The 22,509-nt window shown below is 45.5% G+C and carries 23 protein-coding genes and 1 riboswitch; of the genes, 15 read left to right on the forward strand and 8 right to left on the reverse strand.

The window, feature by feature from the left end:
• Positions 1–19: 19 nt before the first annotated feature.
• From MKY19_RS07370 to MKY19_RS07390, 5 genes are all read right to left on the reverse strand, one after another.
• Positions 20–781 (reverse strand): ABC transporter permease, encoded by a 762-nt coding sequence (locus tag MKY19_RS07370; protein WP_339801666.1) that lies wholly within the window; start codon positions 779–781, stop codon positions 20–22.
• Positions 774–1,697, reverse strand: a complete 924-nt coding sequence (locus tag MKY19_RS07375; protein ID WP_339801669.1) for an ABC transporter ATP-binding protein — start codon at positions 1,695–1,697, stop codon at positions 774–776. Before MKY19_RS07375 ends, MKY19_RS07370 begins: the two co-directional genes overlap by 8 nt.
• Before the next feature lie 82 nt (positions 1,698–1,779).
• Complete coding sequence (locus MKY19_RS07380) at positions 1,780–2,472, reverse strand: response regulator transcription factor (RefSeq protein ID WP_076284332.1); 693 nt, start codon at positions 2,470–2,472, stop codon at positions 1,780–1,782.
• 209 nt (positions 2,473–2,681) lie between these two features.
• The gene (locus MKY19_RS07385) at positions 2,682–5,249 is read right to left on the reverse strand and encodes an FAD-dependent oxidoreductase (RefSeq protein ID WP_339801672.1); all 2,568 of its coding nucleotides are present in this window, start codon (positions 5,247–5,249) and stop codon (positions 2,682–2,684) included.
• A gap of 6 nt (positions 5,250–5,255) precedes the next feature.
• Positions 5,256–5,540 (reverse strand): metalloregulator ArsR/SmtB family transcription factor, encoded by a 285-nt coding sequence (locus MKY19_RS07390; RefSeq protein WP_042185935.1) that lies wholly within the window; start codon positions 5,538–5,540, stop codon positions 5,256–5,258.
• A 101-nt stretch (positions 5,541–5,641) separates the two neighbouring features.
• On the opposite strand from MKY19_RS07390, the gene MKY19_RS07395 reads away from it, so the two are divergent.
• The 4 genes from MKY19_RS07395 (at position 5,642) to MKY19_RS07410 (ending at position 7,686) form a co-directional block, all read left to right on the forward strand.
• Entirely contained in the window at positions 5,642–5,962 is a 321-nt protein-coding gene (locus tag MKY19_RS07395) for a rhodanese-like domain-containing protein (protein WP_339269633.1), read from the forward strand.
• 9 nt (positions 5,963–5,971) lie between these two features.
• Positions 5,972–6,385, forward strand: coding sequence for a rhodanese-like domain-containing protein (locus MKY19_RS07400; RefSeq protein ID WP_339269635.1), 414 nt, complete (start codon positions 5,972–5,974; stop codon positions 6,383–6,385).
• A 17-nt stretch (positions 6,386–6,402) separates the two neighbouring features.
• The gene (locus MKY19_RS07405) at positions 6,403–6,747 is read left to right on the forward strand and encodes a rhodanese-like domain-containing protein (protein ID WP_339801677.1); all 345 of its coding nucleotides are present in this window, start codon (positions 6,403–6,405) and stop codon (positions 6,745–6,747) included.
• Between the two features lie 261 nt (positions 6,748–7,008).
• Complete coding sequence (locus tag MKY19_RS07410; RefSeq protein ID WP_339801682.1) at positions 7,009–7,686, forward strand: hypothetical protein; 678 nt, start codon at positions 7,009–7,011, stop codon at positions 7,684–7,686.
• Here MKY19_RS07410 and MKY19_RS07415 read toward each other — a convergent pair.
• On the reverse strand, positions 7,678–8,235 hold the full coding sequence (locus MKY19_RS07415) for a hypothetical protein (RefSeq protein WP_339801685.1): 558 nt from the start codon (positions 8,233–8,235) through the stop codon (positions 7,678–7,680). The two genes, MKY19_RS07410 and MKY19_RS07415, sit on opposite strands and share 9 nt — an antisense overlap.
• Before the next feature lie 225 nt (positions 8,236–8,460).
• Between MKY19_RS07415 and MKY19_RS07420 the strand changes: the two genes are divergently transcribed.
• Both MKY19_RS07420 and MKY19_RS07425 read left to right on the forward strand, forming a co-directional pair.
• Entirely contained in the window at positions 8,461–11,292 is a 2,832-nt protein-coding gene (locus MKY19_RS07420) for a glycoside hydrolase family 3 C-terminal domain-containing protein (protein ID WP_339804215.1), read from the forward strand.
• 37 nt (positions 11,293–11,329) lie between these two features.
• Positions 11,330–11,743: an HIT family protein gene (locus MKY19_RS07425; RefSeq protein ID WP_339801688.1), complete on the forward strand. Its 414-nt coding sequence runs from the start codon at positions 11,330–11,332 to the stop codon at positions 11,741–11,743.
• A gap of 69 nt (positions 11,744–11,812) precedes the next feature.
• On the opposite strand, the gene MKY19_RS07430 is transcribed toward MKY19_RS07425, so the two are convergent.
• Positions 11,813–12,139, reverse strand: coding sequence for a hypothetical protein (locus tag MKY19_RS07430; RefSeq protein ID WP_339801692.1), 327 nt, complete (start codon positions 12,137–12,139; stop codon positions 11,813–11,815).
• 195 nt (positions 12,140–12,334) lie between these two features.
• Positions 12,335–12,443, forward strand: a riboswitch (guanidine-I (ykkC/yxkD leader).
• An 86-nt stretch (positions 12,444–12,529) separates the two neighbouring features.
• Here MKY19_RS07430 and MKY19_RS07435 point away from each other — a divergent pair.
• The 3 genes from MKY19_RS07435 to MKY19_RS07445 all read left to right on the forward strand — a co-directional run bounded on the left by MKY19_RS07435 (position 12,530) and on the right by MKY19_RS07445 (position 14,223).
• Positions 12,530–12,874: a multidrug efflux SMR transporter gene (locus MKY19_RS07435; protein ID WP_339801695.1), complete on the forward strand. Its 345-nt coding sequence runs from the start codon at positions 12,530–12,532 to the stop codon at positions 12,872–12,874.
• Positions 12,875–13,189 (forward strand): multidrug efflux SMR transporter, encoded by a 315-nt coding sequence (locus tag MKY19_RS07440; protein ID WP_042125359.1) that lies wholly within the window; start codon positions 12,875–12,877, stop codon positions 13,187–13,189. It abuts the gene before it with no gap.
• 134 nt (positions 13,190–13,323) lie between these two features.
• Complete coding sequence (locus MKY19_RS07445) at positions 13,324–14,223, forward strand: aldo/keto reductase (protein ID WP_339801699.1); 900 nt, start codon at positions 13,324–13,326, stop codon at positions 14,221–14,223.
• Positions 14,224–14,302: 79 nt separating this feature from the next.
• On the opposite strand, the gene MKY19_RS07450 is transcribed toward MKY19_RS07445, so the two are convergent.
• Positions 14,303–15,376 carry a M42 family metallopeptidase gene (locus MKY19_RS07450; protein ID WP_042185952.1) on the reverse strand — a complete coding sequence of 358 codons (1,074 nt, stop codon included), beginning with the start codon at positions 15,374–15,376 and terminating at the stop codon, positions 14,303–14,305.
• A 548-nt stretch (positions 15,377–15,924) separates the two neighbouring features.
• Here MKY19_RS07450 and spoVAC point away from each other — a divergent pair.
• The 6 genes from spoVAC (at position 15,925) to MKY19_RS07480 (ending at position 22,442) form a co-directional block, all read left to right on the forward strand.
• The gene (gene spoVAC, locus MKY19_RS07455) at positions 15,925–16,428 is read left to right on the forward strand and encodes a stage V sporulation protein AC (RefSeq protein WP_076284320.1); all 504 of its coding nucleotides are present in this window, start codon (positions 15,925–15,927) and stop codon (positions 16,426–16,428) included.
• Positions 16,425–17,456: a stage V sporulation protein AD gene (spoVAD, locus tag MKY19_RS07460; protein WP_339801701.1), complete on the forward strand. Its 1,032-nt coding sequence runs from the start codon at positions 16,425–16,427 to the stop codon at positions 17,454–17,456. The genes spoVAC and spoVAD overlap by 4 nt, the downstream gene beginning before the upstream one ends.
• A 2-nt stretch (positions 17,457–17,458) precedes the next feature.
• The gene (gene spoVAE / locus MKY19_RS07465; RefSeq protein ID WP_036675923.1) at positions 17,459–17,809 is read left to right on the forward strand and encodes a stage V sporulation protein AE; all 351 of its coding nucleotides are present in this window, start codon (positions 17,459–17,461) and stop codon (positions 17,807–17,809) included.
• A 191-nt stretch (positions 17,810–18,000) separates the two neighbouring features.
• Entirely contained in the window at positions 18,001–18,957 is a 957-nt protein-coding gene (locus tag MKY19_RS07470) for a MoxR family ATPase (protein ID WP_076284318.1), read from the forward strand.
• Position 18,958: 1 nt separating this feature from the next.
• Complete coding sequence (locus MKY19_RS07475; RefSeq protein ID WP_339801705.1) at positions 18,959–20,203, forward strand: DUF58 domain-containing protein; 1,245 nt, start codon at positions 18,959–18,961, stop codon at positions 20,201–20,203.
• 1 nt (position 20,204) lies between these two features.
• The gene (locus tag MKY19_RS07480; RefSeq protein ID WP_339269654.1) at positions 20,205–22,442 is read left to right on the forward strand and encodes a transglutaminase domain-containing protein; all 2,238 of its coding nucleotides are present in this window, start codon (positions 20,205–20,207) and stop codon (positions 22,440–22,442) included.
• Positions 22,443–22,509: the final 67 nt, after the last annotated feature.

Consider the following 22,509-nt stretch of genomic DNA (forward strand, 5'->3'; position numbering starts at 1 on the left):
CTCCTGCACCTCCTATTTATTATTTGATTTCTTTTCTGTGGAATACGAGAATACCGAGAACCCCGGAAACGGCTATTGTCAACAACGGTACAAGTAAAAGCGTTGGCCAATCTCCACTGTCGATACTGGGCTTACCGATATCGCTCACCAGTTTGAAGATGGAATAATCGTACAAATTACTAAATAAAGAGATCTTCGAACCTATACCAGCCAAAACCGTATCGATCATAAGGAAGAAAATCATTGAGAAGCCGATAGTTTTGCCGCTGTCGGTTAGGATTACGGTGAACAGCGCCCCGATGGCTGCGTAACCAGCTGTGTACAACAACGTTAGCCCGAGGGCTCGCGGTATAAAAAGTGTAGTGCTTCCTTCCGGCAGATGACCGAAGCCCGAAAGCAGCGTGACTTCGACTGTACTGACAATAGGAAAGACGAGCGAAATCGCCATGGCCCCAACTGCGAATACGATTAGTTTTGCCGCGAACAGCCGGCCTCTGGTGTTGCCCGAAGATGCGATTGTCTTCATGACCCCTGTGGAATATTCGTTAGAGATAAAGAATCCAGCCAGAATGGCTACGCCGAATTTAATAATGTAGGCATTGCTTGAAATAAAGGTAGTCAGAAATTCAGCGCCGGTGATCTGAGGTTCCCCATTGGACCGATGATCAAAATAATATAGCAATGGGTAAGCAAGCGAGAGGACGGAAAGTGCCAATAGAAAAGTCCTAAATGATCTATTCTTACGGAGCTTGAAAAATTCAACTCTGATCAGATTATACATTTGGATTCCCCCCAATTCGCTTCGTAAAATAACTTTCCAAGTCTTCACCCATAGGCATAAACTTCTCGATCTCTAGGCCTGCAGAGAATAACGCTGTTGATACTTTGCCTGGCTGCTCAATGCGGCTATACAACTTGATGGTTCCATCCTGCATCACTTCGAAATCGGCCGTACCCAGCTCGTTCTGAATGACGGCTGTTGCCTTGCCCGGATCATCCACTTTGATAAATAAATACTGCTGACATTTCTCGTTTAATTCCTCCGCAGTGAGTTGTTCAAGCAACTGACCGCGATGAATAATGCCATAATGACTTGCCATTAAATGCAGCTCACTTAGAATATGACTTGAGATCATTATCGTAATGCCAAGCTCACGGTTTAGTCGCTTGAGCAGTTCGCGCATTTCGACGACACCCATCGGATCTAACCCATTGGTCGGCTCGTCCAGAATCAGAAATTCCGGATCTCCCAGCAAGGCGATGGCAAGACCTAACCGTTGCTTCATTCCAAGTGAGAAATTTTTGGCTTTCTTCTTGCCGGCGCCCTGCAGTCCAACTTGCTCTAGCATTCTAGGAACGCAATCTTTACCGGGAATACCACGTAGAATCCGGTTTGCTTCTAAATTTTCGCACGCAGTCATATGGGGGAACAAAGCGGGACTCTCGATAATCGAGCCGATTCGCTTACGAGCCTGGATCAAGGCCTGCTCTTCACTGGCTCCGAACAGCTCGATCGTCCCCTGTGTCGGAAAAGCAAGTCCGGTTACCATACGGATTAATGTTGATTTTCCAGCTCCGTTCTGCCCAATAAAACCATAAATAGAGCCTTTACGGATTGACAAATTGACTTTGTCCAGCGCTGTATGGCCCTTGAACTTTTTGGATAGTTGATTTGTTTTTAATACATACTCGTACATCTCGTCTTGGCCTCCTTTTCGTGATAGACCAAGTATAGAATTGAAAACATAAGAAGAGCTAAAGCCAAATCTTAAGAATGTCTTAAGGCTTGAGCCGATAACCTATGCCCCATACTGTCTCGATAAATTCGCTTCCTGGTGCGGCCTTGGTTAGCTTGCTGCGCAAATTGCTCATATGGACATTGACCGTATTGTCATCCCCGTAATATGGCTCGTGCCAGACCCTTTCGTACAAATTCGCTTTCGTGAACACCTTCTTAGGGGCCGACAAAAGCAACGAGAGAATCTCAAACTCTAGAGCTGTGAGCGTCAGTTCCGCTCCATTTGCCGTAACCGACATCGCATCTCGATGAAGTACAAGGCCCTGATGCTGGAGCACGTTAGGCAAAGCCGATTGCGCAATCCGCGAATACAAACGTAGATGAGAATCGATCCGTGCAGAGACTTCCTCAACGTCGAAAGGCTTCGTAATGAAATCATCCGCCCCCGCCCGCAGGGCAGATACCTTGGTCTGGGGCTCACCCTTGGCTGAAATGATAATTACCGACATATCGTCCCGCCCGGCAATCTTCTCAAGTAGTTCCTCTCCCGACATGCCAGGCAGCATCAGATCCAGTAGCAGCATGCTCCATTGACGTTGCTCCAGATAGAGAAGTGCCTCCGTTCCCGAGTAAGCAGGTTGGGGGATGTAGCCGCTTTTCTTAATAATGTTGCACAGCAATCGGTTGATGTCGCTGTCGTCCTCAGCAACGAGAATATGTATCGGGTTATTCATTTAGTCTCCTTATTCCACCCAAAATAGGTCATTATTAGGATGAATGCCTATTAAATAGGATAGCAGGTTTTAGATTCTGTATCCAGATCCAGCCAATTTCTGCATTTTGGTTATTCAAATCTATATCACCGATTCTGGTGAGTTCATTTTTATATAACAAAGAGACTCTTCTATATAAATAGAGGAGTCTCTTTGCGGTGTTAAGGTATTTAGATAAATAGATTATGACTAGATTGATCGGCTTGACCGAGGTAATATCCTACGCCGCCGATTCCAACACCGTCGATCAGTTCTTCACGGGTAATGCCCATAAGATCCATGGACATTTGGCAGGCAACGATCTCGACGCCTTGGTCGACAGCCATTTGAATCAATTCTTCCAAAGAAGAGACATTATTGTTCTTCATTACAGAGCGGATCATTTTGGAGCCCACGCCCATCATGTTCATATTCGAAAGCGTTAGCTTCCGACTGCCGCGGGGCATCATCGCTCCGAACATTTTGCCGATAATATTCTTGTTCACAGGCACTTTCTCATCCTTGCGGATAATATTGAGACCCCAGAAGGTAAAGAACATCGTCACTTTTTTGCCGCTGGAGGCTGCTCCGTTGGCAATGATGAAGGAAGCGATCGCTTTATCCAGATCACCGCTGAATACCACCATCGTACTTGCATTACTAGTTTGGACGGGCTGTGCTCCTGCAGGTACGGAATCCGCGGTAATGCCTTTGCGCAGATAAGCTTCAATCATGCCAGTAGGCAGCTTCGTTAATTGCAAAAGCGTATGCTTCGACATACGAGCCCATGCCTTAATATCTTCATAGAATCCCGGATCGGAAGCCGTTACCTTCAAGACTTGGCCGTCCAAGAGCGGGTCCATGCTCATCTTGACTTGGATCAGCGGCCCAGGGCAGCATAGTCCGCAAGCATCAAGCACGGAATCAGGTGTTAGATCCGATTCTTGTTTGGCAGGGGTGGATACAGATGCGCTGGAGTTGGCTGCGAAAGCTGTAGCGTTGGCATTGCCTGCAGCTGAAGCAGTGCCAGTTCCCGCCGGTGCTCCCGTTGCTGCGATTTCTTTACGGGCTGCTGAAATACCTGCGTTTGGCGTCAGACTATCTTTTTTTTTAGGCGAGTATTTACTCAGTTGAAATGTCTTATAGCCTCCGGTCAGATTCTTCACACGGAAACCTTTTTGCTGCAAAATCCGGGAAGCTGTGTAGCCTCTAAGTCCAACTTGGCAATACACCCAAATTTCTTTACTAGGGTCAAGCTCGCTTAGCCGACCACGCAGATCATCCACAGGGATATTAATGGACCCTTCAATATGACCGTTGGCATGCTCGATTTCCGAACGTACGTCAACTAAAATGGTATTGTTGTTGTCACGACCTTCTAAATCCTTAGGAACGAATACTGTAGTCATGCCTTTCAAAATATTTTCAGCAGCAAAGCCAGCCATATTCACTGGATCTTTAGCAGAAGAGTAAGGAGGGGCATAAGTAAGCTCCAATTCCGATAAATCAGTGACCGTACCTCTGAACCGAATAACTGTGGCGATATCGTCGATACGTTTATCTACTCCACTGTAACCGACAGCTTGTGCTCCTAGCACCGTACCTTTTGGATCAAAAATCAGCTTCATAGATATCGGAGTTGCCCCCGGATAATAAGTTGCATGAGAGCTTGGATGTACGTAAATCACGTGATAAGGTAAGCCCAAACGCTGTAGTGTTTTTTCGTTATTGCCGGTAGAAGCACCTGTGATTCCAAATACTTTGATTATGGAAGTTCCTTGGGAACCTTTATAAGTAGTGTTTAGAGCGCTAACGTTGTCCGCTGCAATCCGACCTTGTTTATTGGCAGGGCCTGCTAATGGAATGGCGGTTTTAGTTCCGTTTACGAAATCCACCACTTCGATCGCGTCACCGACAGCGTAAACCTGATCCAAATTTGTCTCCATACGCTCGTTGACCAAGATATGCCCGCGTGGACCGAACTCTAAGCCACTATCCTTCAGGAAAGAGGTATCCGGTGAAACGCCGATAGCCAGCAGAACCATATCACTTTGCAGCACCGTGCCACTTGCCAATTGAACTTCTATTTGTTCACCAACATCTGCAAACCCTTGAACCATATCCGAAAAAATAAGATTAACTCCATGCTCATCAAGCTCTTTTGCCAAAATAGAAGACATTTCAGGATCGAACGGAGCTAAGATTTGCGGACCCGCCTCGATCAAGGATACTTCCAGTCCAACTTCTCTAAGGTTCTCAGCCATCTCAACACCGATAAACCCACCACCGATCACAACGGCGGAACGAGTGCCTTCGGCTGCGACTTTGGTTTTGATTTTGTCGGTGTCGGGAATGTTGCGCAGCATGTGAATTTTGGAACTCTCGATACCAGGTAGATTCGGACGAATCGGTTTAGCGCCGGGTGATAAAATAAGCGCATCATAGCTCTCTTCATAGGAGCCTTTTTCTATACTTTCTACTCTTACTTTCTTGTTCACAGGGTCGATAGACACCACTTCACTTTGAATCCGAACATCGATGTTAAAACGTTTATGCATCGCCTCTGGTGTCTGAACCAGCAGCTTGGAGCGATCTTGAATGGAACCTCCGATATAATAAGGCAGTCCGCAATTGGCAAAAGAAATGTACGGATCACGTTCAAACATGATGATATGAGCCTCTTCATCTAATCTCCGAAGTCTGGCGGCCGCTGATGCGCCTCCTGCAACTCCTCCGACAATCAGTACTTTTTTACTCATGATGATTTATTCCTCCCCTAAAAATAGCTGAATTAGATGTTTGATTTTCTCGTCTTTAACAGAATAGTTAATTTCCAGTCCATTACGTTCGGTTTCGACAATGCCTAGAGCTCTAAGCTTCTGCAAATGCTGGGATACCGTAGATTGTGGAAGGTCGAGACAGTCCTGCATGAAGCTAACGTTGCAGCTGCCTTTTTCAAGCAGACCTTTAATGATGCACAAGCGAACGGGATGAGCGATAGCCTTTAAGGTTTCGGCGGTTTGATTATAGGCTTTGAAATTTTTGTCCATGGTTATGAACTCCTCGCTTTACAATATCCTTATATCGTAATATTATGATATAGTGATATGAAAATCAAGTTATTTTTAAAAAAGAGAAGGAGAGATGCTCGATGTCTTTTAAAATTCCAAAGGAAATTACCCCTCAGCAAGTGGCGGAACGTCTGAAGAATGGAGAGGCTCCTATGCTGCTAGATGTACGCGAACCCGCCGAATGGGTGGAGGGACATGTGATCGGTGCGAAGCATATTCCGCTTGGGCAGCTGTTGATGCGTATAGATGAACTAGATCCTAATGGAGAGATGATTGTAATGTGCTTAAGTGGTGGTCGAAGCGGATTGGCTTGTGAGCTGCTGAGCGAAAAGGGTTATAACGTTGTGAACATGACGGGTGGATTAAGCGCTTGGACGGATGATTTTTTGGTACGGGGGTAATAGATGAACATGATGTTTAGGATCCTACTGAGTATAGTAATTGCTTTTAGTATAGTAAGGTTCTTACGTTCCGCTTGGCCAGTCCGTTCACTCTCCTATGTAGAAGCCCGTGACGTTCGCGAATTAGCAGATCAATCACTGGACATGAAAATGCTCGATGTTAGAGATGCCGTAGATTATGAGAAGGATAGTATCCGTGGCTCGATAAATATATCGATCGGGCGGTTAGCCTATGTCTGGCAGCACTGTCTATCTCCGGGCGATTCTGTTCTAATCCTTGCTGATAGTTACTATAAAAGAAACAAAGCTGCGAGAATTCTGTATAAGCAGGGCTTTCGAAAGTTATATGCGGTAAATGGTGATTTTTTAGGAAGTAAAAGAACACTCTCCGACATTTCGGTGAAAGGTTGTTGTGAAGGATAATGGATTTAAGCTCATTAATGTCCCGTCTCGGATTTGGTAAAAGCGCAAGTGTAAGTGTAAGAACGTTGAAGGTGGCAGAGTTTCGGAGCGAAATGGAGCAATCCAAAAATAGGCTGCTGATCGATGTCCGCGAACCGGATGAATACAAGAGTGGATTTATTCCGGGGGCGAAAAACATCCCGTTGTCTCAGTTGGAAAAGCGGCTCGGTGAGATCCCTAAGGATCGGGATGTGTTGCTCTACTGCCGCAGCGGTATGCGAAGCAAAAGTGCAGCGCGGATTCTGAGTAAGCAGGGGTATACTCGGCTTGCACATTTGCAGGGCGGGGTAAGTAGCTGGAATGGGAAGTTGAGTCGACGGTAACTGAACTAATTCCTCTGAACAAACTCTATTAGAGCTAACTCCAAATGAGCTTACTTAAGCTGGCCTTGCTTTAACGCAACGTACTTAAACCAACTAGCTTTTTTGATGGATTAGTTAAATTTTGCTGGATCTAGCATTGAATGTAGAGTGTTTATTGACAGCATCAGAAAGCGAATACTATACTTTTGAGTAATAGGACGAAGCACGTCCCGTACCCATATTGGGTGCGGGATTTTTTTATGCCAAGAAGGAGGGTGACGTATGGGATTTACGGAGGAGCATCGTAAGTGGGTAGAGGATCATATTAGTAGAAGAACGGGAGAACGGCGGGGGAGATTGGAGCGTGGACATGGCCATGGTGAGCGGATGTTTTTGGAGAAGGTATGGTGGCCTATGATGGGGCATTTCAATGACCTTCATCCTGAATATGAAGTATTGGATTGGCGTAGCAAGCCCTACTTTGTTGATTTTGTGTGGAAGCCTGGCCAGGTTAAGTTTGCGTTTGAAGTTAAAGGCTACGGTCCACATGTGCAAAATACAGACCGAACACGCTACAGGCAGGAGCTGAATCGAGAGACCTATCTGCAAATCGCGGGTTATCGGGTAGTGGCGATTCCTTATGATGATCTGGATGCGAGTCCTGAACTTACGATTACTTTGTTAAGACCATTGCTGATGCCTTACCTGGCTGTGAAGATGGAGGAGCAGGGGGAGTTTAGCCGACTGGAGCGTGATATTTTGCGGATTGCGGTTCGCACGAATGAGTGCATTCGACCGGTTGATTTGGTGAGGGAGCTTAGGATTGATAAGCGTACGGCTCGAAAAGGACTGAGTGCTCTCAGCCAAAAAGGAAAGTTTTCCCCAATAGTTTCTCAGGAGAGCGGTAGAGTCTGCAAATATGAATATATCCATTCCTTAAAGGATATTCAGTTATGGTAAGGCAATTAAAATACCCCAGATGCGACCTAAAAGGCTGGAATTGAGCAAAAGAGGGGTAGAAATACCCCAGATCCGACACAAAAGGTTGGATTTGAGCGAAAGAGGGGTAAAAATACCCCAGATCCGATCCAAAAGGTTGAAATTGAGCAAAAGAGGGGTAAAAATACCCCAGATGCGACCTAAAAGGCTGGAATTGAGCAAAAGAGGGGTAGAAATACCCCAGATGCGACCCAAAAGGCTGGAATTGAGCAAAAGAGGGGTAAAAATACCCCAGATGCGACCTAAAAGGCTGGAATTGAGCAAAAGAGGGGTAAAAATACCCCAGATGCGACCTAAAAGGCTGGAATTGAGCAAAAGAGGGGTAAAAATACCCCAGATGCGACCCAAAAGGTTGGATTTGAGCGAAAGAGGGGTAAAAATACCCCAGATGCGCCCCAAAAGGCTGGAATTGAGCAAAAGAGGGGTAAAAATACCCCAGATCCGACCCAAAAGGCTGGAAATGAGCAAAAGAGGGGTAAAAATACCCCAGATCAGCCCTCTCCAATCCACCTCGCCCCGTTTATCATCCGCATCTCACTTCACCAAGGGAGACGGGCGAGCGAAGCACCCCATAAATCTCTAATTTTGACCTGATTTTCACTTAGATTGTTAAGGTGTTACTTATCGAGCTAATCTTCTATGATTATGTTGATAGACCAGATTTGTGTTAGACACAGACAACTACCTCGAGAACATATGAAACCGCTATCAACTTGAATCGAAGGAGCGATTATGATGGAAACAGTGACATCTAAATATCCATTTCAACAGATTGATTTACCCTTAAATGACCGAGTGCAGGATTTGATCTCCAGATTAACGCTTGATGAAAAAGTAAGTCTGATCCCTCAGTATCAAGCGGCTATAGAGCGTTTGGGCGTTGGAGCCTATAAGCATGGTACAGAAGCGGCGCACGGAATCTCCTGGCTTGGAAAAGCGACCTCTTTTCCTCAGCCAAGCGGACTGGCTTGTACATGGAACCCAGAGCTAATGAAGGAAATCGGCTCGGCCATTGGAGATGAAGCAAGAGCATTTTACAAAAAGAATCCAACGGTGAATGGCCTGACGTTATGGGCACCAACGGTGGATATGGAACGTGACCCACGTTGGGGTAGAACGGAAGAAGCCTACGGTGAAGATCCAGAGTTAACTGGACAACTCAGCACATCACTTGTGCAAGGAATCCAAGGCGATCACCCGGTCTATTTGAAAGCGGTCGCAACGCTTAAACACTTCCTAGGGAACAACAACGAAATCGAACGCGGAAATTGTTCCGCCAGCATCGATCCAAGAAATATGCGTGAGTATTATCTGGAAGCATTCAAGCCTGCTTTTCAAGAAGGTGGCGCACAGTCTATGATGACCGCCTATAACTCGGTGAATGGTGTGCCTGTTATTCTTCATCCGGCAGTAATGGATGTTGTCAAAGGCGAATGGAAAATGGATGGGTTTATCGTAAGCGATGCCGGCGATCTTTTTGGGATTGTGAAGGATCATAAGTATTATGAATCTTTTGCACAGTCGATGGCGGAATCTATCAAAAACGGAATTGACAGCGTAACAGAAGAAACTGAAGAGACGATCAAGGTTCTTCATGAAGCACTAGACCAAGGCCTGCTGGCAGAGGAAGATCTGGATCGTGCACTAACTAACACATTTAGAGTTCGTTTCCGTCTGGGAGAGTTTGATCCCGCTGAAGGTAATCCATACACAGCAATCGACGATTCCGTAATTCTTAGCAAAAAACATGCCGCACTTTCCTTGGAAGCTGCCAAACAATCCATTGTGCTGCTGAAGAATGATCAGGCAACATTGCCACTGAGCAAGACTGAATTAAACAAAGTGGCGATTATTGGTCCACTTGGGGATGAAGCTTTCAGAGACTGGTATTCCGGCACATTACCTTATGGAGTGACCCCGCTGCAGGGTGTTAGTAAGAAACTGCCTGGTAAACACGTTACTTTTGAGAGCGGCGCAGATCAAATCATTCTTACCTCAGCTGCAAACGGCCAAGCCATCGGAATCACGGGTGAGGACGGAAGGCTGGCTGTACAACATGACATAGCAGAGCACGGAGAATTGTTCCAACATACCGCTTGGGGCTGGACTAGCAATACTCTGAAGGCGACAAGTCGTGGACAGTATGTAACTTTAAGCGAAGCGGAGACACTTACAGCATCTGCTGATGAAATCTACGGGTGGTTTGTAAAAGAATCCTTGAACATCGTCCCGGAAGCTGAGGGTAAAGTCTCTTTGCGGACTTGGAATGACAAATTGATCTCTGTGAATGCTGAGGATGGCACGCTGCAGGTTGCTGATCAGGCCGCAAGTGCGGACGCTCGTCTTTTCAAAAAGAACATCGTTACAAACGGACTGGACGCTGCGGTAGAGGCTGCCAAAGCAGCTGAAGTAGCAGTGGTTTTTGTCGGTAATCATCCACTCCTTAACGGAAAAGAAGAAATCGACAGACCTGATATTGTACTTCCGGAGGAGCAGGAGCGCCTGGTCAAAGCAGTCTATGAAGCGAATCCAAATACAGTGGTAGTTATTGTCGGCAGTTATCCGATTTCTTCCACTTGGATTGACGAGAATATCCCGGCAGTATTGTATACATCCCACAGTGGACAAGAGCTTGGTAATGCGGTTGCAGAAGTGTTGTTCGGAGATTACAGTCCTTCTGGTAAGCTGAATATGACTTGGTTCCGTTCTGTGGAGCAGCTGCCTGAGCTGATGGATTATGATATTATCAAAGGTAAAAGAACCTATATGTACTTTGACGGTAAGCCATTGTATCCTTTTGGTCACGGCCTAAGTTATGCTGAAGTGAATTACAAGAATCTAAATTTGAGCACAAAGGAACTGCAGCAAGACGATACGCTTAACATTTCCGTTCAAGTGGATAATACTGGAGCAGTCGATGGGGACGAGGTTGTTCAGTTATATGTGCAAGCTTTGAATTCCCGGGTCAAACGTCCGATTAAGCAGCTGAAGGGTTTTGAAAAAGTGAGCATCGCCGCAGGTCAATCGAATACTATAGAGTTTGCATTACCAGTTACAGAGTTAGCATTCTGGGATGTTACACGCGAACAATATTGCGTCGAAAATGGAGAATACGCAATTCTGATCGGCCGTTCTTCTGCTGATATTAAATTATCTTCAGTAGTAACGGTGAAAGGGGACATCATTCCTTCCCGTAATTTATATAACAACACCAAAGCAGAGAACTATGATGACTACGAAGGCGTATATCTGGACGAATGCAAAGCAGGCGGGGCTTCGGTACATCCGGTAAAAGAGGGCGCTTGGATCGCTTTTAATGACGTATTGTTCGATCATGGAGCAGTAGCAATTGAAGCTCTGGTCTCATCTGCAAAAGGTGGCAGCATTGAGATCAGAACAGGAAGCGCAACTGGGAAACTGGTTGGAACCGTAACCGTCCCTTCTGGTGGAGTTCTGCAACAGTGGAGCACATTGAAAGGCGAAGTATCCGTGGAGACGGGTACTAGCGATGTTTATGTAGTTTTTAACGGTGAGGTGCTTCTCAGCCGGTTTCAATTTAATCAATAATAGAGATGGCCTTTGATTATGGGATGGAGTGTGCTATATGGAGTGTTTGGGATGTCGGATTGCTAACGGAATTGAGCCTAACGTAAAAGTAGTATATGAGAATGAATTTATTACTTGTGTGCTAGATATCGCTCCGTTTAACGAAGGACATCTCCTGATCCTTCCTAAAAAGCATTATTGGGATCTCGAAGAAATCGATTCAGAGACTTCCTATGTGATAATGGACGCATCAAAGAAGCTGTCAATCGTCTTGAAGGATCTATTCAAACCGGATGGCATAAGCATATGCCAAAATGGCGGGAAGTTTAACGACCTGACCCATTACCATATGCACCTCATCCCTAGATACGAAGGAGACGGATTTGTTTGGAGTGAACCACTACACCAGCACGGTGCTGAGAATTTTTTAAGTCACACGCAAGCAAAGATTATTGGTGTTTTAAAAAAGTAATAATCATAAAAAGGGCATTCCTGAAGCAATATCAGGGATGCCCTTTTTTATTTGTAATAGGGTAACGCTCTAATCACATCCGCCACCGCCACCAGCATCTCCGCCACCGAAATCTCCCCCGCTGCTGTGCCCGCTATCCCCGCCCCAGCTATGACCGCTGTCATTTCCAGAATGGTGATGGGAGTCGCTCCCGTGATGGTGTTGGTGGTGATTAGAATGATTCGGGTTATTTGGATCCATCAGATCTGGATGACTAGCTGCCATAAAAGACATGCTGGCGGCGTCATCTCGTCTATTTCTCTCAAATCTGTTACTGTTCGAGCTTGAACCATTACGAACTACGGACTGTATGATTATAAATACAACGACTCCAATAAACAGTATCCCAAAGACCATTAGATCGCCCTCCTAGTTGTTCATTATAAGCTGTATTCTCTTAAATTGTACCATAATATTGAATAAATGGATTTAAGGAAATAAAATCAACGCTTATCTTTAACCTCTCTTCATAATTGCTATGAGTTTGTTCTTTTTATTTAGAAAAGGTTGATTTTATCACCCCGATTTGCTACCATACGATGTAACTTAATAGTTATTGTTTTCTAGGGTTCCGCAGCTGGTGCACAGCTGGTCTGGTCCGAGGGGAAACGCACGAACAGCATCGTTCGTGTCTACACGGAGGGATAAAAGCCCGGGAGGTATCGTTATAAATGACGATGACCTTCCGGGCTTATTTGTTTGTTTCGTGGGCAATTATAAAGTTAGTGAATTGAAGGAGGGCTTGGAATGAAGAACAATTCAGAGTGGTTAAAGGTAGTTGGTGCAGCTGTTTTCGAGGTCATGTGGGTCATCGGCTTAAAACATGCCTCCTCGATGTGGGAGTGGCTGATAACTGTGGTAGCTATAATAATAAGCTTCTATGTGATGATTTCAGCGAGTACCAAATTGCCGGTCGGCACGGTATATTCCGTGTTTGTTGGTCTAGGAACTGCAGGTACAGTAGTTGCAGACATGGTTTTATTCGGAGAACCGTTCAAGTTGATGAAGCTGGTTCTAGTGGTTATTTTGCTGGCAGGCGTTATAGGGTTGAAAATGGTGACCAAAGAAGCCGAAGTAAAGGGGGAGTCTTAAATGGCATGGGTATTTCTGGTCGTTGCTGGTTTATTTGAAATGTTTGGAGTAGCTATGATTAATAGGTTGAATAAACACCGGAATTTCCTGTCGTTCGCGCTGCTCTTTCTTGGTTTCGGAGCAAGCTTTCTGTTTCTGTCTTTAGCTATGAAGAGTCTGCCGATGGGAACAGCTTATGCGGTATGGACGGGGATCGGCGCATCCGGCGGAGCGATTCTGGGGATGATATTGTATGGAGAGGCCAAAGACTGGCGCCGGATCGTCTGTATTATTATGATTCTGGGGGCCGCTGTGGGACTAAAGCTGATAGCTTAGTTTGGTATTCATTCTTTACTTTTTCTCTTCAAAAGAGAGATTAGTTATAAATTGGACACGATTCAGATGTTTAGAAAGGTTCTTATAGGTCGTATAAAGTAAGTATACAATACTTCAATAAGGGGATTTTTAATATGACTAAGGATTCAATCGAACATTTGGCTGAAATCGCAAGAATGAACCAATCTAACCGCATGCTGCTTCCAGATGGAACGTCACTTCCCAGAATTGGGCAGGGAACTTGGAATATGGGTGACGACAATTCCCGTAGGGAGGAAGAGATTGCTGCCCTGCGATTAGGCGTGGAGCTAGGCATGGATTTAATAGATACGGCTGAGATGTATGGGGACGGACGCTCGGAGCTTTTAGTAGGTGAGGCTATTCAAGGTATTCGGGATCAAGTTTTCTTGGTGTCAAAAGTCTATCCACATAATGCCGGGAATGAGCACCTTATCCGCAGCTGTGAAGAAAGCTTGAAACGCTTGAATACGGATCATCTGGATCTTTATTTGCTGCATTGGCGGGGAGATATTCCACTAGAAGAGACTGTTGTAGGTATGGAGAAACTAGTCTCTCAAGGAAAAATAGCAAGATGGGGTGTATCCAATTTCGATGTCGACGATATGAAAGAACTGCTTGGTATTGCTGGGGGAACTCATTGTTCAACCAATCAGATTCTATATCATTTAGGGTCCAGAGGAATTGAAACTGAACTGCTGCCATGGCAGAGAAGTCACAAGATCCCGGTAATGGCTTACTCACCGCTTGCTCAAGCTGGTTCACTTCGAAAAGGAGTCATCGAGAGTGAAGTCGTTCAGGAAATCGCCAGTGCACATCAGGCAACTCCGCTTCAGATTATGCTAGCTTGGACGATGCGTGAAGAGGATGTTATTTCTATCCCAAAAGCTTCTTCTCGTAAGCACGTCATTGAGAATGCTGCTGCAGGCTTGATTACGCTAAGTGACGATGAAATTTGGAAGCTGGACGAAGCTTTCCCAATACCTTCTTGGAAAGTACCGCTAGATATGATTTAAATCCGTTTTATTCACATAAAGAGAAGCCCTCAATCACTGTAAAAGTGTTTGAGGGCTTCTTCTGTCATTTCTTGTGCGATTAGCTGTTCTCAATAATTGTCTGTAGTGTAGTCCGGTCAAGGCCTTCTACCAGTTTGATCAGAAGCTCTTTAGCAGCATCGTAGTCATCACTGTGAATCACTGATGAAGCGGTGTGTATGTAGCGGGAGCATATTCCGATTACTGCGGAAGGAACGCCAATTCCACTAACATGAACCTGACCTGCATCTGTTCCGCCTTGGGATACAAAATACTGATATTTGATCCGGTGGGTATCCGCTGTATCTTGTACATATTCAATCAGACCGCGATGTGTAACCATCGTAGGATCAAAAATACGCAAGAGAGCTCCTTTGCCCAGATGGCCAAATGCCTGACTGTCACCAGTCATATCGGCAGCAGCGCTCGCGTCCAGACCGAAGAAGATGTCAGGTGACAGGAGATTAGCCGCAGTACGCGCACCCCGAAGACCTACTTCCTCTTGTACAGTGGCACCAGCGAAAACGGTATTCGGCAGCTTTTTACCGTGCAATGCTTTAACTAGTTCAATGGCGAGACCTACGCCGTAACGGTTGTCCCAAGCTTTCGCCAAGATTTTTTTGGGATTAGCAAGGGGAGTAAAAGGACAAATCGGCAGAACTTGTTGGCCTGGTCTAACGCCAAAGCTTTCTGCTTCTTCACGGCTGTCTGCACCGATATCAATATACATTTTGCTGATTTCGCCAGTCTTACCACGTTCTTCATTGCTTAGCAAATGGATAGGCGTACTGCCAACAACTCCGGTCAGTGTTCCTTTAGGTGTAATGATATGTAGGCGCTGGGATGCAACAGCAGAGGCAAGCCAGCCGCCAAGTGGTTGAAAACGGATCATACCGGTGTTAGTAATTCCAGTTACCATGAAACCTACTTCGTCAAAATGCCCAGCGACCATAATCTTTGGCCCGTTCTCTTCGCCGCGCAGTACGCCGAACAAACTACCGAGACGATCCTGTACGAACTCTTCAGTATAAGGAGTCATAGCATCCTTGACGTAAGCGCGGAGTTCGCGCTCAAATCCTGGGGCTGAGGGAAATTCGGTAAGTGTTTTGAACATGTCCAATGTTTCTTGATTCATATGAATTCACTCCTTTATTAAAATATAAGAACTCATTTATACATCATTCTTATATTTCTACGAGAAACGGATGTTATCCATAATGGACCACATCGTTATTTCTTCCTGCAACCTAGTATGAACATTCTGGGCTCACTTGTCCATGACAAGAGACAATGAACACCGGGCACGAGCTCCACGAATACTATGCATTAGAGGCTTTGGTGGCAGGAGCCTTAGAAAGGATGCGAAGACGAATGAGGGTTGCGGGCAGCGTACCCAAAAGAAGGGTGCAGGGAGGATTGTCAAGTCGGAGCCTACAAGTAAACGGAACGCGCAGACGATACTGGCGCCACAATCCAAGGGAAAGAGAAGCAGTACTTATTTTTGTTCTCTTCTTACTGTTGATTGTTGTGTTACTGTATTTTTCCTGAACTGGAGGGACATAACGAAGCGGAGGATGGCAAACAATAAGGAAAACTTCTAAGCGAAGAAAAACTTAAGGGGCTTAAAAGTGAGTACTATGATGCTTGTCAGCCCCCTTCGCCTAACTTTCAGGAGGTGCCTCAATGCCGGCGAAAACTAAGAAATCGGGTGTCAAGCTGAAGCTTGACACCCTGACTCCACAAGATTACGAGAAATTGTCCAAGCCCTTTGTTCCTGCCAGGCCCGTATTCAAAAACTGCATACGAGCGTTTATTGCTGGCGGCATAATCTGTGTTATTGGACAAGGTGTTCAGGAGGCTTTTATGGCAATTTTCGATATGAGCTCCAAGGAAGCCGCCAGTCCGACAGTCGCGGTGATGATCCTACTCTCTGTAATTCTGACCAGCTTTGGCGTGTACGACAAAATGGCTCAATGGGCTGGTGCAGGAACTGCAGTCCCAGTGACCGGGTTCGCAAACAGTATGTGCTCTGCAGCTCTAGAGCACCGCGCTGAGGGCCTTGTACTTGGTGTAGGCGGCAATATGTTTAAGCTTGCAGGTTCGGTTATCGTATTTGGTGCCGTAGCTGCTTTCATTATTGGTATCGTCTATCTCTTTTTGGGCGTAGACGGGGGTGCACATACATGAAACAGCTTGGTAGTCAGACCTGGGAGTTCACGAACCGTCCCGTTATTTTGGGTTCTTCCGCTGTAGTAGGGCCAGAAGAGGGAGAAGGTCCTTTAGCTTCAGATTTTGATTTTATATTTGATACGCTGGAAATGGATGAGAAGACATGGGAGAAAGCTGAGCGCGCTCTGTTCGAGAAGGCTTCCCATCTGGCTCTGATTAATGCGAATATCGATAAACAAAAGCTTGAGTTTTTTGTCGGCGGAGATTTGATGAACCAGATTATCAGCAGCTCTTTCGCGGCAAGAAAATTAGGTGTGCCTTATCTCGGAGTCTTTGGTGCTTGCTCAACCTCTATGGAGAGCCTTGCGATTGCCTCAATGATCGTTGATTCTGGAGGCGGTAAGTATGCACTAGCGGGAACATCAAGTCATAACTGTACGGTGGAGAAGCAGTTTCGTTATCCAACGGAATATGGTTCGCAGAAACCCCCAACGGCGCAATATACAGTTACAGGTTCGGGTTGTGCTGTAGTGGCTCAGAATGACGGTTCGGGTAACTATCCAGTCGTGGTATCGGCCACACTTGGACGTATTATGGATCTTGGTTTGACAGATCCTTTTAATATGGGGACGGCTATGGCACCTGCGGCGGCGGATACCATTACTGCCCATTTTCGGGATACAGGTCTATCGCCCGGGCACTATGATTTAATTGTTACTGGCGACCTGGCATCCGTAGGGTTACCTATAGCCAAGACCCTATTGGCTAAAGAAGGAATTCCTATGGAGCAAACAACCTTTGACGATTGTGGTTTGCTTATCTACGACTTGGAGAAACAGAAATATGTGATCGCTGGAGGAAGCGGCTGCGGGTGCTCAGCGGTTGTAACCTATGGTCATATCCTTAAGCGGTTAAAAAAAGGTGAACTTAAACGGGTGCTTATAGTGGCAACGGGTGCACTTTTATCACCTTTGTCTTATCAACAGGGAGAGAGTATTCCATGTGTTGCTCATGCCGTAGCCATAGAGAGTGGAGGTGAAGCATAATGATGATTTACTTATGGGCTTTTCTGATTGGAGGAGCCATTTGCGTTATAGGGCAGCTGATGTTCGATGTATTGAAGCTGACACCTGCACATACGATGAGTACCTTAGTTGTAGCCGGAGCGATTGCTGATGCTTTTGGTATCTACGACCCGCTTGTGAAATTTGCGGGTGCTGGTGCAACCATTCCGATCACAAGTTTTGGGAACTCCTTGGTTCACGGGGCATTAACGGAGCTGGAGCGGGATGGCTGGATCGGTGTAGTTACGGGTATTTTTGATATTACAAGTGCCGGCATCTCGTCAGCTATTGTGTTCTCCTTTTTGGCAGCTTTAGTTGTACGGCCGAAGGGGTAAAGTTGATGCTATATGAAAAGGTTGTCGTCAGAAAAAGACGGCAATCTTTTTTTGTTATTTTTAAATTGTAGGATGTTTCATCTTATGGTTTTTTTTGTATCCTCACTTCGTGATCTTCAACAATGTACTTTGGGTCCTCTAATCATGTAAAATATAAATAATACTGCTTATTCTGGCTAGGAGGATTATATATGCCCGTACGTCAAGAATCGATGCACACCATGAATGCTGTACGCACTAATTTGGAATCTTGCATACTTGGAAAATCATTTGAAATACAATTATTGTTAACCGCTCTGCTTGCTGGTGGTCATGTATTGATCGAGGATGTACCGGGAACAGGAAAAACCCAGCTAATTCGCGCACTATCAAGATCAATGTCCGGTGAATATCGCCGTATTCAGTGTAATCCAGATATACTTCCGAGTGATATTACAGGTGTTTCTGTCTATCATCCTAGGGATGAGATGTTTCATTTCCGGCCTGGTCCGGTGATGACGAATATTTTACTAGCCGATGAAATTAACCGTGCTACTACGAAGACACAATCTGCACTTCTGGAAGTGATGGAGGAACGAAACGTTACCGTAGATGGTGAGACGTATCCACTTCCGCACCCTTTCATGTTATGCGCTACCCAGAATCCGATAGACTTTGAGGGAACCTATACACTGCCTGAAGCCCAATTAGATCGTTTCATGCTGAGAATTAGCCTTGGATATCCTGATGCAGCGACGGAGAAAAATTTATTGCTGAGCCATCAGGAAGGCCAACCGGTGGACAGGCTTTCGCCAGTAACAAGCATGGAACAAATTGCAGGGATTCAGGAAGAGATTCGAGATATCTTCATGAGCGATCCTGTGCTGAATTACTTGTTAGATATTGTGCGGCAGACAAGAGAACATCCACTTGTAATGCTGGGTGCGAGTCCACGTGCCTCACTATCCTTTATGATGGCTTGTAAAGCTTATGCCTTTTTGCAAGGACGAGATTACGTTCTGCCTGATGACGTGAAGATCCTTACTCCATTTGCCTTGGGTCATCGAATATTGCTGCGTCCAGAGTCGCGCCTAGATAATATTAGCGTAGAATCTTTGCTTCAAAAGCTTCTGCAGAGCATTCATGTGCCTGTTACGATGAGGCAATGATATGAGACGTTATTTGTCGTCGGTTGCAGCCATCATTCAGCCCTCTAAGCTTGCAAGCATCCTTGTAATTTGGAGTATTACACTCTTATATGTACTTTTTCAGGGCGGAAAAACAGCATTTATGTTGTTTATCATGGTCTCTGTACTTATTGCATATTTGATTGCTGGAGGTTTAGGAGGCGTTCGGCGAGCTAAGGGCACCCGCAGTCTTTATTCTGAACAAGACAAGGGAGATTTGCTCTCTGCCGGAGGGCATCTTCGTGTAAAACTAAAGGTTACAATCCCTGGGATTTTGCCCTTGCCTTACGTTGTTGTAAGGGAAGTTCTTAAGCGGCATAATGGAGAATCGTGGGTATTTGAAGAAAGTGTGATCCCAAGCCTCAGAGGCATTGGGGAACTAAAGTTTCAGACACCAGCCTTAGAGCGTGGAACATACACATTCGCTAATACGGATATTATCAGCCAAGATATATTTGGGCTTGTCGAGCATAAGGGAACATTTTTATCGGAAGGACAATTTCAGGTTTTGCCTCGTGCGATCTACGTTCCGCGCTGGCAGTTATATGAGAGAAAATCTCGGCTATCTGGACCGCAGACATCCGTTGTTCAATCTCGGCGTGAAACCACACAGATTAATGGCGTCCGTGACTATGTATATGGTGATCGCTTGACGCGAATTCACTGGAACGCTACCGCTAAGACAGGCTCTTGGAAATCCAAAGAGTTTGAGCATGAGTCGATTCCCAAAACCATTCTAGTCCTTGATGGAAGCACATCAGCTTATATGAATACGAATCAGTTCGAACTAGCAGTTTCGGTGACGGCATCACTACTCGGCTTTGGCATTCGGGAGAGAATTGGAATTGGACTGTGTTGTTTGGATAAGACGACGAAGGTGTTCGCACCAGTTGAAGGTGCTGCTGAGCGTCAGAAGATGATTCAATATTTAATCGATCTAAACGCTGAGGGACGAGGTCCGCTTATCTCCCGATTGGAAAAAGGATACCGTATGTTTCCTAAAGGCTCTTACTTCGTGTTAATTAGTCCACAGCGTGGACAGCCTGTACTTGATGCACTACGCTGGGCTGACAGCAGAGGAATGACTGCTTCTCATATTCATGTGCGAAATTCCGCAGAGATAAATAGTGGTAACGATTGGATAGACGTCCTTAGGTCTCGCGGAATAACCGGTTATGGTATTAGCTCGCTTCAAGAGCTTCCCTCAGTGTTAGGAGGGGAAGGATGATATGAGAACCTGGTGGAATCAGATAAAATTCTCCTGGCACCGTTCCGTCGGCCTATTTTGGCTATTGATTATTGCACAGCAGTGGATTTCTTATACGGAACCCATCTGGTTAAATCAAACCACTGCTTCTGTATGGGCTGCCCTATTAACGATCACCGTCATTGAGATTTTTATCCCTGTTAAAGTTCAATTCAGACTGATTATGGAAGCAGTAGCTATTATCTATATCGTTTATCGCATCATTTCTAATTACGGAATTTATGTTCCTGATCCATGGGCCACAACCCTTCTTGATAAGCTCCAGGATATTAGTGTGTATATGGTGCCGTATATCTGGTTTGCTCTTGGTGCCTCTGCCTTGCTGTTGCTATCGTCTTGGTGGGTATCCTCTAAGAAGCGTATCTTATGGTTTATAGGAATGAACATTGTAGCACTGGCAGCTCTTGATTCCTTTACATCTATTGTACTGTGGCAGGAAGTGGCTTGGACGGTATTTGCGGGTATGGGATGGCTTGTCAGCCAGCACCTGAGAAGTTTTCAGCTACATTATCCGCGTGGATGGGTACATTTGCTGGAATATCCCTCGAAAATAGTCATGAATATCGCAATCGTCTTCTCTCTGGTTATTTTAATCGGTGTGAATATGCCGGATGTAAGGCCTACTTTGACGGATCCTTATACAGCGTGGCAAGAGTGGAATGGAATTGGGAAATCTTCTGGTAAGAGCACAACTGGAACAACGAATTCCAATACGGGCTCAGGTTCCTCTGTTAACAATACTTCGTCTGGCTATAGTCTGAATGATGACAACCTGGGCGGGGGCTTTAACTTCGATTATACCCCGGTGATGACAGTGGTTTCAGATTTGCGTGTTTATATGCGAGGAGAAACACGCAGAATCTATTCTGGAAGTGGATGGTCGGATAAGGATCGATTGAAGCGAGGACCTATAGAAGAGGTGGAGACGGGGAAATCCTTGGAGCAAAGTGTGGCTTCTAAGGTCACTACCCGCACACTGAAACAGACGGTTAAAGTGCTTAACAATAATGAATTTCCGGTGTTATTCGGTGCTTATTCTGTAACTTCGGTGGATTCATTGAATGGTGAGGCAGCCGGGAAGGGTCTTTTCTGGAGAGATCGTGATAGTGAGCTTCTATGGGATATGGATAAGAAGAAACTAGACTATCCCTCGACCTTCGAGCTGACTTCTGAAGTTCCCGTCATTCCTGTTCAGGAATTGACAGCAAAGACCTATGAGGAGCTATACAAAGGTAATGATCTGGAGGAAAGCTTCCTTCAGCTGCCTGATGACTTCCCTCAACGGGTTCAAGATCTGGCCGAGGAAATTACAGCACAAGGAAAAACACCGTATGAAAAAACAGCACTTTTGCAACAATACTTACAACAAACCTTTCCATATACCAACAAGCCGGATATAGCACGTGTTTCAAGTGAGGATTTTGTAGATGGATTTTTGTTCGAGCTGAAAGAAGGTTACTGTGATTATTATTCTACGGCACTAGTCACTATGGCACGTTCCCTAAACATCCCTGCAAGATGGGTTAAGGGTTATGCACCTGGAGAACAGCCAGAAATGCCTATGAATCTGGCGCAGCAGGTGGGTGCGGCAAATAATAATTACACGATTACCAATGCAGATGCCCATTCCTGGGCAGAGGTCTATTTTGGTGAGTATGGTTGGATTCCTGTTGAAGCTACACCGGGGTTTAATGCTCCTCTCCTGACTAAGAATGAGCAAATACCTGAGACAGACCCAGAAGATCAAGATGAAATGGCAGAACCAACACCTGCACCTGTGACTAATGCACAAGCAGATCAAGGCTTCCATGTGGGTTTATGGGTAATTTTGGTGGCAGTGGTTGTATTATTATCCTGGACTATTTTTAAAGTTTGGCATATTCGCTTTAAGCTTCGCTTCTTCGTTCAACAGATGCGAATGGGCCGGCCTTTAACGCCTGATCAGAAAGTTGTGGCTGAAACTGAGCGTTGGGTAAGGTATTTGCATCGTAAGGGAATGATGAAGGAAGAGCATGAAACATTGCGTGAAGCCGTAGTCCGCTGGAGTCAGGAACGACCTGCTGTGGCCAATCATCTTTCTTCACTGCTAACGATGTTTGAACAAGCGAAGTATAGCCCTGATGTTATTGAAGACAAAGACTGGCAGAGCGTGTATACTGAAGCTTTGCGGCTGCGGAGAACGATAAGATCCAAGAAATAGCGTTTATGCAGTAAATCATTGCTATAGATTTATTTGCGTAGCGCATGGAGTATGTTATAGTTTTTTG

Source organism: Paenibacillus sp. FSL R5-0744, from assembly GCF_037972555.1.
Taxonomy (GTDB): Bacteria; Bacillota; Bacilli; order Paenibacillales; family Paenibacillaceae; genus Paenibacillus_AQ.

Bases quoted from the DNA above. Each gene is read 5' to 3' on its own strand.
- MKY19_RS07370 (WP_339801666.1), bottom strand. From the start codon at position 781: ATGTATAATCTGATCAGAGTTGAATTTTTCAAGCTCCGTAAGAATAGA.
- MKY19_RS07375 (WP_339801669.1), bottom strand. From the start codon at position 1,697: ATGTACGAGTATGTATTAAAAACAAATCAACTATCCAAAAAGTTCAAG.
- MKY19_RS07380 (WP_076284332.1), bottom strand. From the start codon at position 2,472: ATGAATAACCCGATACATATTCTCGTTGCTGAGGACGACAGCGACATC.
- MKY19_RS07385 (WP_339801672.1), bottom strand. From the start codon at position 5,249: ATGAGTAAAAAAGTACTGATTGTCGGAGGAGTTGCAGGAGGCGCATCA.
- MKY19_RS07390 (WP_042185935.1), bottom strand. From the start codon at position 5,540: ATGGACAAAAATTTCAAAGCCTATAATCAAACCGCCGAAACCTTAAAG.
- MKY19_RS07395 (WP_339269633.1), top strand. From the start codon at position 5,642: ATGTCTTTTAAAATTCCAAAGGAAATTACCCCTCAGCAAGTGGCGGAA.
- MKY19_RS07400 (WP_339269635.1), top strand. From the start codon at position 5,972: ATGATGTTTAGGATCCTACTGAGTATAGTAATTGCTTTTAGTATAGTA.
- MKY19_RS07405 (WP_339801677.1), top strand. From the start codon at position 6,403: ATGTCCCGTCTCGGATTTGGTAAAAGCGCAAGTGTAAGTGTAAGAACG.
- MKY19_RS07410 (WP_339801682.1), top strand. From the start codon at position 7,009: ATGGGATTTACGGAGGAGCATCGTAAGTGGGTAGAGGATCATATTAGT.
- MKY19_RS07420 (WP_339804215.1), top strand. From the start codon at position 8,461: ATGGAAACAGTGACATCTAAATATCCATTTCAACAGATTGATTTACCC.
- MKY19_RS07425 (WP_339801688.1), top strand. From the start codon at position 11,330: ATGGAGTGTTTGGGATGTCGGATTGCTAACGGAATTGAGCCTAACGTA.
- MKY19_RS07430 (WP_339801692.1), bottom strand. From the start codon at position 12,139: ATGGTCTTTGGGATACTGTTTATTGGAGTCGTTGTATTTATAATCATA.
- MKY19_RS07435 (WP_339801695.1), top strand. From the start codon at position 12,530: ATGAAGAACAATTCAGAGTGGTTAAAGGTAGTTGGTGCAGCTGTTTTC.
- MKY19_RS07440 (WP_042125359.1), top strand. From the start codon at position 12,875: ATGGCATGGGTATTTCTGGTCGTTGCTGGTTTATTTGAAATGTTTGGA.
- MKY19_RS07445 (WP_339801699.1), top strand. From the start codon at position 13,324: ATGACTAAGGATTCAATCGAACATTTGGCTGAAATCGCAAGAATGAAC.
- MKY19_RS07450 (WP_042185952.1), bottom strand. From the start codon at position 15,376: ATGAATCAAGAAACATTGGACATGTTCAAAACACTTACCGAATTTCCC.
- spoVAC (WP_076284320.1), top strand. From the start codon at position 15,925: ATGCCGGCGAAAACTAAGAAATCGGGTGTCAAGCTGAAGCTTGACACC.
- spoVAD (WP_339801701.1), top strand. From the start codon at position 16,425: ATGAAACAGCTTGGTAGTCAGACCTGGGAGTTCACGAACCGTCCCGTT.
- spoVAE (WP_036675923.1), top strand. From the start codon at position 17,459: ATGATTTACTTATGGGCTTTTCTGATTGGAGGAGCCATTTGCGTTATA.
- MKY19_RS07470 (WP_076284318.1), top strand. From the start codon at position 18,001: ATGCCCGTACGTCAAGAATCGATGCACACCATGAATGCTGTACGCACT.
- MKY19_RS07475 (WP_339801705.1), top strand. From the start codon at position 18,959: ATGAGACGTTATTTGTCGTCGGTTGCAGCCATCATTCAGCCCTCTAAG.
- MKY19_RS07480 (WP_339269654.1), top strand. From the start codon at position 20,205: ATGAGAACCTGGTGGAATCAGATAAAATTCTCCTGGCACCGTTCCGTC.